This window comes from Nocardioides sp. NPDC006273 (genome assembly GCF_040613495.1).
Lineage (GTDB): Bacteria > Actinomycetota > Actinomycetes > Propionibacteriales > Nocardioidaceae > Nocardioides.
This window is the reverse complement of the sequence record NZ_JBEXSD010000037.1, coordinates 1-13,205: the sequence shown is the minus strand read 5'-3', so window position 1 is coordinate 13,205 and position 13,205 is coordinate 1. Positions and strand designations below refer to the sequence as shown.

General features: G+C 68.3%; 10 protein-coding genes. All 10 read left to right on the top strand.

Going from position 1 to position 13,205, the window contains the following annotated elements; genetic code table 11:
- Positions 1–11: 11 nt before the first annotated feature.
- Positions 12–719: an MtrAB system response regulator MtrA gene (mtrA, locus tag ABZZ22_RS16635; protein WP_354933260.1), complete on the top strand. Its 708-nt coding sequence runs from the start codon at positions 12–14 to the stop codon at positions 717–719.
- On the top strand, positions 716–2,335 hold the full coding sequence (gene mtrB / locus ABZZ22_RS16630) for an MtrAB system histidine kinase MtrB (RefSeq protein ID WP_354933258.1): 1,620 nt from the start codon (positions 716–718) through the stop codon (positions 2,333–2,335). Before mtrA ends, mtrB begins: the two co-directional genes overlap by 4 nt.
- Positions 2,332–4,050, top strand: coding sequence for an LpqB family beta-propeller domain-containing protein (locus tag ABZZ22_RS16625; RefSeq protein WP_354933256.1), 1,719 nt, complete (start codon positions 2,332–2,334; stop codon positions 4,048–4,050). The genes mtrB and ABZZ22_RS16625 overlap by 4 nt, the downstream gene beginning before the upstream one ends.
- 81 nt (positions 4,051–4,131) lie before the next feature.
- Complete coding sequence (locus ABZZ22_RS16620; protein WP_354933254.1) at positions 4,132–4,857, top strand: ComF family protein; 726 nt, start codon at positions 4,132–4,134, stop codon at positions 4,855–4,857.
- A gap of 391 nt (positions 4,858–5,248) precedes the next feature.
- Positions 5,249–5,890: a ribosome-associated translation inhibitor RaiA gene (gene raiA / locus ABZZ22_RS16615; RefSeq protein ID WP_354933252.1), complete on the top strand. Its 642-nt coding sequence runs from the start codon at positions 5,249–5,251 to the stop codon at positions 5,888–5,890.
- 118 nt (positions 5,891–6,008) lie between these two features.
- Positions 6,009–6,689 (top strand): response regulator transcription factor, encoded by a 681-nt coding sequence (locus ABZZ22_RS16610; protein ID WP_354933250.1) that lies wholly within the window; start codon positions 6,009–6,011, stop codon positions 6,687–6,689.
- 117 nt (positions 6,690–6,806) lie between these two features.
- Positions 6,807–7,277: a hemerythrin domain-containing protein gene (locus ABZZ22_RS16605; protein ID WP_354933248.1), complete on the top strand. Its 471-nt coding sequence runs from the start codon at positions 6,807–6,809 to the stop codon at positions 7,275–7,277.
- Positions 7,278–7,516: 239 nt separating this feature from the next.
- Entirely contained in the window at positions 7,517–8,875 is a 1,359-nt protein-coding gene (locus ABZZ22_RS16600; RefSeq protein ID WP_354933246.1) for a hypothetical protein, read from the top strand.
- A gap of 49 nt (positions 8,876–8,924) precedes the next feature.
- On the top strand, positions 8,925–10,127 hold the full coding sequence (locus ABZZ22_RS16595) for a crosslink repair DNA glycosylase YcaQ family protein (RefSeq protein WP_354933244.1): 1,203 nt from the start codon (positions 8,925–8,927) through the stop codon (positions 10,125–10,127).
- Positions 10,128–10,193: 66 nt separating this feature from the next.
- Positions 10,194–13,091 carry a preprotein translocase subunit SecA gene (gene secA, locus ABZZ22_RS16590; RefSeq protein ID WP_354933242.1) on the top strand — a complete coding sequence of 966 codons (2,898 nt, stop codon included), beginning with the start codon at positions 10,194–10,196 and terminating at the stop codon, positions 13,089–13,091.
- Positions 13,092–13,205 lie beyond the last annotated feature (114 nt).

The following is a 13,205-nucleotide window of genomic DNA, read 5'->3' as shown; positions in this document are numbered from 1 at the left end:
GAATCGGGCACATGGCCGATCGCAGCACCTCCGACCAGCCCGCCAAGGGAAAGGTCCTCGTCGTCGACGATGACGCCTCGCTGAGCGAGATGCTCGCGATCGTGCTGAGACAAGAGGGGTTCGACTCGCGGCTGGTCGCCCGCGGTGACCTGGCGCTGCCCGCCTTCCGCGACTACAAGCCTGACGTGGTGCTGCTCGACCTGATGCTTCCCGGGATGGACGGCATCGAGGTGTGCAAGCAGATCCGCAACGAGTCGGGCGTGCCGATCGTCATGCTCACCGCGAAGGGCGACACGGTGGACGTCGTCGTCGGTCTCGAGTCCGGCGCCGACGACTACGTGGTCAAGCCTTTCAAGCCCAAGGAGCTGATCGCGAGGATCCGGGCCCGCGTACGCAGGCACGGTGACGCCGAGCCCGAGGTGCTGGAGATCGGCGACCTGACCATCGACGTCGCTGGTCATCAGGTGGTTCGCGACGGCGTGCGGATCCAGCTCACGCCGCTCGAGTTCGACCTGCTGGAGTGCCTGGCCCGCAAACCTCACCAGGTCTTCTCCCGCGAGGTGCTGCTGGAGCAGGTGTGGGGCTACCGCCACGCGGCCGACACCCGCCTGGTCAACGTGCACGTCCAGCGCCTGCGCTCGAAGGTCGAGCACGACCCGGAGAACCCCGAGATCGTCCTCACCGTCCGTGGCGTCGGCTACAAGGCAGGGCCCGTGTGACCCTCCAGCCGGTCGTCCGCGTAGCAGCCCGGGCGCCCAAGAAGCTCCTGACCACGTGGCGCCGGTCGATCCAGACCCGCGTCGTGGTCTACACGATGCTGCTCACCGCTGCCGCCGTGAGCCTGGTCGGGCTCGTCCTGCTCGAGCAGATCAGCGACGAGCTGGTCCAGGACCGGGTCGCGGCGGCGAAGGCGGAGGCCTCCGAGGAGCTCTCCGCAGCGCGCTCGAGCATCGCCGAGACCTCGGGGGCCAACGGGGGCACCCCGCTGCAGCGCAACGACCTGGGTGATCCGATCATCCAGCGCAGCCTCTCGCGCGGCTACGGAGTCGTCATGGCCGGTCCGGTGACATCGACCTCTGGCCGGATCAGCGACAACGGGGTCGAGTGGACGCCCGGTCTGGACGTACGCAGCGTCCCGCGCACACTCGAGGACGGGTTCCAGACGATCCGTGCCGAGCCGGCCTGGACCTATACCCGGGTCTCCTTCGACGACGGCGAGCGCACCTCCTCCACCCCGGGCATCGTGATCGGGTCCCAGCTCGAGCTGCACGACGACACCTACAACATCTACTTCCTCTTCCCGATGGACCAGGAGCAGGAGACGCTCGCGATCATCACCCGAGGGCTCCTGGCCGCCGGCGCGATCCTGATCCTGCTGATCGGCGTCGGCAGCTGGATCGTGACCCGTCATGTCGTCACGCCCATCCGGATCGCCCGCAGGACGGCCGAGCGGCTCGCCGCCGGCCGCCTCGAGGAGCGGATGGTCGTCCGCGGCGGGGACGACCTCACCGGCCTGGCGATCTCGTTCAACCAGATGGCCAGCGGCCTGCAGAACCAGATCCGGCAGCTCGAGCACCTTTCCCGCGTCCAGCGACGGTTCAGCTCCGACGTCTCCCACGAGCTGCGTACGCCGCTCACCACCGTCCGCATGGCCAGCGACGTCCTCTACGAGGCCAGGGACACCTTCGACGCCCCGACGGCCCGTGCCGCCGAACTGCTGCAGACCGAGCTCGACCGGTTCGAGACGCTCCTGAGCGATCTGCTCGAGATCAGCCGATTCGACGCCGGAGCGGCGGTGCTCGATCTCTACGACACCGACCTGTCCGCGCTGACCCGGGCGGTCGTCGAGGCCCACACGCCGCTCGCCGAGAAGCGAGACATCGAGCTGAAGATCGTCGCTCCGGACCATCCGTGCACGGCCCAGGTCGACCATCGCCGGGTCGAGCGGATCGTACGCAACCTGGTGGCCAACGCCACCGACCACGCTCTCGTCGGCCAGACCGTCACCATCCGGGTCGACAGCGACGAGCACGCCGCCGCGCTGACGGTGCGCGACCACGGTGTCGGGCTCGCGCCGGGGGAGACGGCCCTGGTCTTCAACCGGTTCTGGCGCGCCGATCCGGCCCGAGACCGCTCCAGCGGCGGCACCGGCCTGGGCCTGTCGATCTCGCTCGAGGACGCCCATCTCCACGGCGGCTGGCTGCAGGCCTGGGGCCGTCCGAACCAGGGGGCGCAGTTCCGGCTCACGCTTCCCCGCCACGCCGGCGCGGCGCTGCGACACAGCCCGCTCCCGCTGGTCCCGGCCGATGCCCGTGACACCTTGGAGGCGTCGTGAGACCCGTGTTCGCCGCAGTCCTGACAGTGGTCGCGCTGCTCGTGTCGGCATGCTCGAGCGTGCCGGACTCCGGTCCGGTCCAACGGGCCGAGCTGGCCGCGCCGAACGCCGAGGACGAGCTCATCCCGTACAACCCCGGAGCTCCGCGGGCAGGGGCGTCCCCTGGTGAGATCGTCGACGGCTTCCTCGACGCCATGAAGGCCACCCCGATGAGCACGGCCTACGCCCGTCGATACCTCACCAAGGACGCGGCGATGGACTGGGCGCCCGCCGCCCGCACGCTGGTCTACGGCGAGCTCGGGAGCCACGTCGGCTCCTCGCCGCGAGTCTCGGTGGAGCTGGAGGACGCCGGCTGGCTCGACGAGCGCGGGGTGTGGCGCGGCGGACTGGCCGCCTCGCAGGCGATCCTCGACTTCGAGCTGACTCGCACCGAGGGCGAGTGGCGGATCAGCTCGGCGCCGGACGCCCTGGTGGTCGAGGAGGACTGGTTCCTCACCCATTTCGCCCGCAGCAACCTCTACTACGTCGAACCTGCCGGGCGCGCCCTGGTGCCGGAGCCGATCTTCGCCCCCAAGGGCACCTCCTACGCCACCACTCTCGTCTCCAGCCTGCTGAGCGGCCCGGGGGCCGAGGCGGAAGGGGTGATCCGCAGCGCCCTCCCGGCCACGGCGGAGGGGCCTCGCTCCGTGGACGTACGCGACGGGGTGGCTGAGGTCGACCTCGCCGGCGATCTGGGCGAGCAGAGCTCCGAGGACCTCCAGCTCATGGGTGCCCAGCTGGCCTGGACCCTGCGCCAGGACACCAACGTAGAGCGCATCCGGCTCACGATCGACGGCGAGCCGGTGGTGCTGCCCGGGTACGGAGAGACGTTCAGCGTCGAGAACGGCAGCGGCTACGACCCCAACGGCACCTCGGCGAGGGTCGACCTCTTCGCGCTGCGCGGAGGCGCGCTGGTGACCAGCACGGGCGAGAACGGTGAGCCGTGGGTGCCGGTGCTCGGCGACTGGGCGGAGCCCCACGGCGTGATCGACTTCGCCGTGGACGCCAACGGCTCGACCGCCGCCGCGATCACCGCCGACCGCACCGGCGTCGTCGTCGGCGAGCTGACCAGCGACGGCAAGCTCTCCGACGCGCCGGTGAACGGCACCCGGCTGTTGCGGCCCTCGTGGGATCTCGCCGAGCGGCTCTGGCTGGTCGACAAGGACTCGACCGGCGCCCGGGTGATGTACGTCGCCGGGGACCGCGTCGTCCGCGTCGCCGTCCCCGGCGTGACGGGCGAGAACGTCACCCGGTTCCTGGTCTCTCGCGACGGCACCCGTTTCGTCGCGGTGATCGAGGGCGAGTTCTCGGACCGCATCGTGGTCAGTCGCCTGCGGGCCAGCCCGAAGGGCGAGATCACGACCGCGACCTCCGCCGTCCTGCTGCCGCACCCGGATGCGGCGACGATGCAGATCACCGACATCGCCTGGACCTCGCCGACCACCATCGTCGCGGTCCAGAAGATCGGCTCGACCGCGCTGTTCCAGTCGGTCTCGCTCGACGGTGCGCCCAGCGGCGAGCGCTACACCCTCAGCGACCGGGTCACCGGTGTCGTCGGCTCTCCGGTGGCCTCGGCCCGCCTCTACGCGATCTCGGGCACGACCCTGCTCGACCCTCTCGACAGGTTCGATCTGGCGCTGCCCTCCGACCTCTCCGACGTGAGCTACCAGAACTGACCGCGAGTTATCCACAGCCTTATCCACAGAAGCGCCGCATCTGGTTGCCACGCGGCCGGTGACCCTGATCGACTCACGGTCGTGAGCAACCTTCTCGCCGACGCCTGGCACGACCTGATCGTCGGCGGCCGCTGTGTCGGCTGCCGACGACCGGGCAGGCTGCTGTGCCACGACTGTCGCGCCGGCCTCCCGGACGGCGCTCGGCTGAGCCCGCCCGCCCCGGCGCCGCCGGGCCTCGCCCCCGTCTTCGCGGCCGGACCCTACAAAGGCACTCTCAAGGAGATGGTCATCGGCCTCAAGGAGCATCAGCTTCTCGGGCTCCGCCGAGCCCTGTCCGGTCTGCTGGCCCTCTCGGTCCTCGAGGCGCTGGCGGAGACCGGAGCCGGCCCGACGATCCTCGTCCCGGTCCCCTCCAGACGTGCCTCCGTGCGCGAGCGCGGCCTCGACAGCACCGCGGCGATCACGCGCGGAGCAGCCGTCATGCTGCGGCGGCACGGCCTCGGCGTACGCCATCACCGCCTGCTTCGCACCAGACCCGGCGTCGTGGACCAGGCCGGCCTCGACTCGAGGCAGCGACAGGCCAACCTGGAGGGCTCGATCACCTGCCCTGCGTCCGGCATCCGGACACTCGCCAGAACGTTCCCGCGGGCGACGTTCGTCGTCTGCGACGACGTGATCACCACCGGCGCGACCGCGCGGGAGGCGCAACGAGCGCTGGAATCGGTCGGGCTCGACGTGAAAGCGATCACGACCGTGGCGGCCACCCAGCGTCGGTCTCGCGTTCAAATGCAGGAAACCGTCATGTAATTCTGTTGAAGGGCTTTCGTGGGGCACATCGGCGAACTACCGTCACTACATGGAGTCCGTCTGGGTCCGTGGTTGCGTCGCAGAGAGGTCCGCATCGCGGGCATTCGAGCGGCAAGCCGATGCCAGTCGCAGGCAAAACGGTCCACGTAACCCTTCGCACCCAGATTTTGGGGCAAGGGGATCACGGTGCGGCTTAGAGATGAGTCCTGCCCGAGCCCTCCCGTCAGATACGGGAACCGGCGAGGAGAAGGTGGAGTGGCACCAAGCTGCTAAGCCTCAGCAGGCGATTGTGGGGTCGAAGACCAGGTCGGCCAGGCGGACTCCGTACCCCGGCGATCACATGCGCTGATCGTCCGGGATTCCGCCAACCCCGAAACACCGGGAGGTACCCATGGAAGTTGTCGTCACGGCCCGCAACGCTGAGGTCTCAGACCGCTATCGCGCTCACGTAGCCGAGAAGCTCGCGAAGCTCGAGAAGCACGACCACCGCATCATCAGGATCAACGTGGAGGTCGACAACGAGCCCAACCCGCGCCAGCACAAGGGCGCCGTACACGTCGAGCTCACCGCGTACTCGAAGGGTCCGGTCATCCGGGCCGAGGCGTGTGCGGAGGACAAGATGGGGGCGCTGGACCTGGCTGTCGACAAGATGGCATCCCAGATGCGCCGTGCCGCCGACCGCCGCAGAGTCCACCGCGGACGCCGTACGCCGGTGTCTGTCGGTCAGGCGCTGGCGGGCATCGAGCCCGACGGCCTGGCCTCGGCCAACGACTCGGAGCAGCTCGAGGAGGACACCGTGCGCGAGCACCAGGTCGGTCCGATCACGGTGACGGGGGAGGGGCCGCTGGTGGTCCGCGAGAAGTCGCACACAGCGGAGCCGATGACGCTCGACCAGGCGCTCTACGAGATGGAGCTGGTCGGACACGACTTCTACCTCTACATCGACAAGGACTCGATGAGACCGTCGGTCGTCTACCGCCGGAGGGGCTACGACTACGGGGTGATCGCGCTCAACCGCGCAGACCTCGTCTGAGGGCTCGACAAGCTCGACCACCGAGGCCAGGCACGTCGGCCGGGACTTTTCCATCCCTCAGATGGATGAGTCCCGGCCATTCTCTTTGCCATCATGGGTTACATGCCATGATGCATTCGTGTCATCTACGTCTGGTGCCGATCGTGAGCCGGTCCGCGTCCTGGTTGTCGACGACCAGGAGCTCTTCCGGAGGGGACTGGTCGCGCTGCTGGCCAGCGAGCCCGGCATCGAGGTCATCGGTGAGGCGACCAACGGCATCGAGGGCACCGAGCGCGCCGCGGCTTCCGCTCCGGACGTCGTGCTGCTCGACGTACGCATGCCCAAGCAGACCGGCCTGGAGGCCTGCGTCGCCATCAAGGACGCCGTACCCTCGGCCCACATCATCATGCTGACGGTCTCGGACGAGGAGGCCGACCTCTACGACGCGATCAAGGCCGGCGCCAAGGGTTACCTCCTCAAGGACTCCTCGATCGACCAGGTCGCCCAGGCGATCCGGGTCGTCGCCGAGGGCCAGTCCCTGATCAGCCCCTCCATGGCGGTCAAGCTGATGGAGGAGTTCAAGCAGATGTCGAAGCCGGACCGCTCCCCGGTCCCCGGGCCCAAGCTCACCGACCGCGAGCTCGAGGTCCTCGGCCTGGTCGCGAAGGGGCTCAACAACCGCGAGATCGCCAAGCGGCTGTTCATCTCCGAGAACACGGTCAAGAACCATGTCCGCAACATCCTCGAGAAGCTTCAGGCCCACTCCCGCATGGAAGCGGTCATGTACGCCGTGCGTCAGAAGCTCCTCAACGTCGACTGAGCCGCGGCCATGCCCTAGGCTGACGCCAGCGTCGCGTGCCGGTGACAGACCGTGTCAGGCATGGAGGCGCCGGACACGAAGGAGCACGACTGATGTTGTCGTTCCCTTCGCCCTCACGTGACTGAGGGCGAGAAGACCAGGCTGATCGCCTGGGCAGACGAGATGCGGCGGGTCCATGACCGGCTGCGCAAGGCACTGCGAGTGACGCAGGAGGCCATCGACGCGGGAGATCCTGCCGAACCCGCGGCCCGTGATCTGCTGCTGTTCTGCCACGGGTTCTGCGAGGCCCTGACCGGCCATCACGAGGGTGAGGACCGAGAGCTCTTCCCGGCGATCGCCCGCGCCCGTCCCGAGCTGCGCGAGACGATCCGCTACCTCGAGCAGGACCACTCGATGATCGGGTATCTCCTCGGCGGCCTCCAGGCCGCTGTCGACCAGGCCGCCACCCCCGAAGACCTCGGGAAGCACCTCGAGGGCATCGCCGCGATCATGGAGTCCCACTTCCGTTTCGAGGAGCGCAAGCTGCTCGGGGTGCTGGAGGGGCTGGCACTGGATGCGGAGGTGCACGTGGTCTTCGGCCCGCTGTGAACCGCGAGTGGGCGAAAGCGGCAGGATGGACGGCGTACTGGCCGTCGCTTTCGCCCACGCGGTGCGTCGGGTGTGGCCGTGTCGCGCTGCTTGCCCGAAGGTTTGGTGGCCCAGATGGGCCCTAGGGGCCCTAGGGTCTGTTTGAGAACTCGGCGTCTGGCCGGCGCTGTCCGAGTTTCAAACAGGCCCTAGACCGACTCCGGGCGGCTGTTGTCCGGAACTGGCTCTAGAGTCGACCCGTGCAGCCCCGCTCCCAGACATCCAGCCGGTCCCGAGCCCACCGGATCGCGCTGGAACGCTCCGGGGTTCCCCAGGTGGACTCGGTCATCGTGCCGCAGCGGGCGCACGACATGCCGCTCTACAGCCGGATGGGGGCGTACGACACGAACCCCCTGCGCCGGGTGAGAACTGGCGTTGTGCGGGCCGTGGGGCTGGTGGCGGTTGCACTTGCGGTCACCGGGTGCGCCCGGCTGACCGATCCGGGATCCTCAGCTCGGACCATCACGCCCCGGGAGGCGGCGGCGGTGGCGCTCGAGAGTCTTCCGGGCCAACCCACGAGCCTGGGGGAGACCTCGTCGGACGACTCCTTCCCGGCCGACCTGGTGTCGGTGGATCTGCGCTATCCCGCGTCGGATGGCGACGAGGCCTCGGATGGTGACCTGGTGCGTATCGGTGTCTCACCAGAGCAATGGGAGCTGGCACAGCCATGTGATGACCTTCACCGGACTTTCGAATGCACCGAGCTGCACACAGACGTGGACGACGCCGTGCTCCAGCTGGCCTGGGTGATGGAGGAGCCCGAGGAGGATCCGGGGAGCGTGTGGGTCACCATGCTGCGAGGTAGCGGGGAGACGTCCTCGATGGAATGGTCGGGTGCCAAGATCACCGGCGATCCACGTCGCCTGGATCTCCCCTTCAGTGTCGATGACGCCGTGGCGGTCCTCGAAGACCCCCGAATGCGCTATGCGGTGACCGCGGAGACACAGGCTCTCGGGGAGCAGCTGAACGGCTGGCCGGAGGAAAGCCGCAGCGCGGACCACGCGATCGCCATGTCGTTCCTGACCGGGTACGGCGGTGATGACCACTTCGCAGGCATCGTCACGTCCTCGTTGCTGATGGAGTTCGGCGACGACGCGATCGGCGGGCGCCTGGAGCCCGATCACGGCCACCCCATGATCGACACGGGCACGGGCATGCGGTTCCAGGTGACGTACGACGTGCTCGCCGCCCCCGCCCCACCCGAGTGGATGAGCGCCGATCCATGCTCATCCGCTGAGCTGGCCGGTCGCTGTGTACGCATCGAAGGCGAGCGTGGGCCCCTGTTCTTCGTCTGGAAGGCCGCAGACATCCCCGTCGACGACGAGGAATGGGTGTGGATGATCTCCTTGCGTGCCGAGGAGGTCGTCGCGGTTCGGGCCACCATGAGCGTGCCGGATGACCAGGCCCTCGCCATGCGCGTGGCCGGTTGGGGCACGATCAGCCGCCTGCTCGACGGCTCCGAAGGCGAGTCCGAGCTCGGACTGGAGTGCGGCTGGTGCGACGAGGAGCATCTTGAACGCCTCTCCTCCGGCGACACTCCAGTTCCTGTGCTGGAATGAAATCCGGTTCCGGACGAACCTTGTCCGGAACTGGTCCTAGAGTCGGATCGTGCAGTCGCTCTCGATATCTCAGGCCCGCCGGATCGCGCTGGCGGCGCAGGGCTTCGCTGACAAACCCCACACGACACCCACGATGCGCACCTTCCAGCGCACGCTGGAGCGCACCGGGGTCCTCCAGGTCGACTCGGTCAATGTCCTGCAGCGCGCGCACTACATGCCGCTCTACAGCCGGATGGGGGCGTACGACACCGGGCTCCTGCACCGCGCCAGCAGCGGCCAGCGGGACCGCCGGATGGTGGAGTACTGGGCTCACGTGCAGGCGTTCATGCCGGTCGAGCTCTGGCCGCACATGCAGTGGCGGATGGATCAGTACCGCGCCCAGAAGGACTCCAAGTGGTGGGGCGGCGTGCCGGACGGGATGAAGGAGAAGGTGCTGGCGCTGGTGGCCGAGCAGGGGGCGCTCACCGCCCGTGAGGCGGCCAGGGCGCTCGACGACGCCGGCCCGCAGAGCAAGGACCACTGGGGCTGGAACTGGTCCGACTCCCGCAAGGCCCTCGACATCCTCTACATGTTCGGCGAGTTGGCGATCTCGCACCGCAACGACCAGTTCGAGGTGGCCTACGATCTGCCCGACCGGGTCATCCCGCGAGTCCATCTGGACGCACCGACGCCGTCGAAGGAGGAGGCCCAGCTCGAGCTCGTACGCCGCGCCGCCCGGTCTCACGGGGTCGGCAGCGCCAAGGACATCGCCGACTACTTCCGGATGCGGGTGGACGACACGACCCGCGCGCTGAACCAGCTCGTCGACGCCGGCGAGGTGGAGCCGGTCACGGTCGAGGGCATCCGCAGGAAGGCGTACCTCTTCACCGGGTCCCGCCTCCCGCGGCGCATCGGCGCCCGTGCGCTGCTGAGCCCGTTCGACCCGCTCGTGTGGGAGCGGGAGCGCACCGAGGCGCTCTTCGACTTCCACTACCGGATCGAGATCTACACGCCGGCACACAAGCGGATCCACGGCTACTACGTGCTGCCGTTCCTCCTCGGTGAGCACATCGTCGGCCGCGTCGACCTGAAGGCCGATCGCAAGAACCGGAAACTCCAGGTCAAGGGCGCATACGCGGAGGACGGCGCGCCGGTGGAGACGGCGATCGAGCTGGCCGCCGAGCTCGAGCGACTCGCCGGCTGGCTGGGCCTGGAGGCCATCGAGGTCGCGCCTTCGGGCGACCTGGCGCCTCTCCTTGCGCCGTTGGTGTGAGCCAGCGACCGGCAGGTGGGTAGAGTGAGCGTGCTATCTGTCTGCCGCTAGTAGGAGCCCGCCACCGTGGCAATTCTCGACAAGATCCTTCGCCTCGGCGAAGGTAAGATCCTTCGCGAGCTCGAGGCCATCTCGAAGGCCGTCAACTCGATCGAGGACGAGTTCGTCGCGATGAGCGATGACGAGCTGCGCGGGATGACCGACGAGTTCAAGCAACGCCTGGAGAACGGCGAGGACCTCGACGACATCATGGCCGAGGCGTTCGCCACCGTCCGTGAGGTCACCAAGCGCGTCCTGGGCCAGCGTCACTACGACGTCCAGATCCAGGGCGGGGCGGCGCTCCACCTCGGCAACATCGCCGAGATGAAGACCGGTGAGGGCAAGACCCAGACCGCGGTGCTGCCGGCCTACCTCAACGCGCTGGCAGGCGAGGGCGTCCACATCGTCACGGTCAACGACTACCTGGCCAAGTTCCAGGCCGAGATGATGGGCCGCATCTACGGCTTCCTCGGCCTCTCCGTCGGCGTGATCCTGCCGCAGATGACCCCGGCCCAGCGCCGTGAGGCCTACAGCTGCGACATCACCTACGGCACCAACAACGAGTTCGGCTTCGACTACCTGCGCGACAACATGGCCTCCGCCATGGAGGACCTGGTCCAGCGCGGCCACTTCTTCGCGATCGTCGACGAGGTCGACTCGATCCTCATCGACGAGGCCCGCACGCCGCTGATCATCTCGGGCCCGACCGAGGATGACGTGAAGTGGTACGACGAGTTCGCCACCATCGCCAAGTCGCTGACCAAGGACGTCGACTACGAGGTCGACGAGAAGAAGCGCACCATCGCGGTCCTCGAGCGTGGCATCACCCAGGTGGAGGACCACCTGGGCATCGAGAACCTCTACGAGGCGGTCAACACGCCGCTGATCTCGTTCATGAACAACTCGATCAAGGCCAAGGAGCTCTTCCGCCGCGACAAGGAGTACGTCGTCGCCGACGGCGAGGTCCTGATCGTCGACGAGCACACCGGCCGCATGCTCGCGGGCCGCCGCTACAACGACGGTCTGCACCAGGCGATCGAGGCCAAGGAGGGTGTGAAGGTCCGCGAGGAGTACCAGACCCTCGCGAGCATCACCCTGCAGAACTACTTCCGCCTCTACGAGAAGCTCTCCGGCATGACCGGTACGGCGATGACCGAGGAGTCGGAGTTCGACAAGATCTACAAGCTCGGCGTGGTCCCGATCCCGACCAACAAGCCGATGATCCGCAAGGACCAGCCCGACCTCGTCTACCGGACCGAGGAGGCGAAGTACGAGGCCGTCGCCGATGATCTGGTCGAGCGCCACAAGAAGGGCCAGCCGGTGCTGGTCGGCACCGTCTCGGTGGAGAAGTCCGAGTACCTCGGCAACATCCTCAAGAAGCGCGGTGTCCCGCACACCGTCCTGAACGCGAAGTACCACGCCGACGAGGCCAAGATCGTCGCGCTCGCCGGTCACAAGGGTGCGGTCACGGTCGCCACCAACATGGCCGGCCGAGGCACCGACATCATGCTCGGTGGTTCCGTCGACTTCCTGGCTGACCAGGAGCTTCGTAAGCAGGGCCTGGAGCCCGCGGGCGAGACGGCTGACGCGTACGAGCAGGCCTGGGCGCCGACCGTCGAGCGGATCAAGGCGCAGGTCGCCGCCGAGCACGACGAGGTCGCCCAGCTCGGTGGCCTCTACGTCCTCGGCACCGAGCGCCACGAGTCCCGACGCATCGACAACCAGCTGCGCGGTCGTTCCGGCCGTCAGGGTGACCCGGGCGAGTCCCGCTTCTACCTGTCGCTCGAGGACGACCTGATGCGCCTGTTCAAGGGCGAGTGGGTCGACCGCATCCTGACCACGCTGAAGATCCCCGACGACGTGCCGATCGAGGCCAAGTCGGTGACCAAGTCGATCGCCAACGCGCAGACCCAGGTCGAGGGCCAGAACTTCGAGTCCCGCAAGAACGTCCTCAAGTACGACGACGTCATGGACCGCCAGCGCAAGGTGATCTACGCCGAGCGCCGTGAGGTGCTCGAGGGCGCCGACCTCGAGGACCAGATCCGGACCTTCATCGACGACGTCGTCGCCGGCGTCGTCATCGGAGCGACCCAGGAGTTCGCCGAGGAGTGGGACCTCGACCAGCTGTGGACCGACCTCAAGCAGATCTGGCCGGTCTCGGTCGACCCGAAGAAGCTGATCGCGGACGCCGGGGGCAGCAAGGCCGACCTCGACCGCCACGAGCTGATCGACGTCCTCAAGAAGGACGCCCAGGAGGCCTACGACCGCCGCGAGGAAGAGGTCGGCGAGGAGGGCATGCGCGAGGTCGAGCGTCAGGTCGTCCTCTCGGTGCTGGACCGCAAGTGGCGTGAGCACCTCTACGAGATGGACTACCTGCGTGAGGGCATCGGGCTGCGCGCCTACTCCCAGCGCGACCCGCTGGTCGAGTACCAGCGCGAGGGCTACGACATGTTCACCGCGATGATGGACGGCATCAAGGAGGCCACGGTCGGCTACCTGTTCAACCTGGAGGTCCAGGTCGAGCAGACGGAGCCCGAGTTCCACTACCACCCCGACGGCACCCGTCACGCCGGTCCGATGCACGAGGGCGCGCTCGCCGAGCCGCCGGTCGGTGTCGGACAGGCCGGTGGTCTCCAGGACATCTCCGCCGCCCTGAGGTCGCAGTCCGCGGAGCAGGCGCCGAGCGGGTCGCCCCACATCGTCGCGCCGGGTCTGCAGAAGCCTGCGACTCCCAAGCGCCTGGCCTTCTCCGGCCCGGACGAGCAGGGGCAGGCCGAGGCGCAGGGCACCGTCAGCAACGCCGACGACCCCTACGCCAAGGTCGGCCGCAACGAGAGCTGCCCCTGCGGCTCGGGCAAGAAGTTCAAGCAGTGCCACGGCCGCCCCGGCGGCCCGACCGGGCTCACCACCCGCGTCAACGGCTGAGATCAGCCGCAGCAACCGCCGAGTCGGACCGTCTCGCCGTCAGCATCCGAGCGAGGCGGCGTGGCCTGTGCGCCGAGCGCCACCACTGCCCCGGTCTCGTCCAGGTGCGCCCAG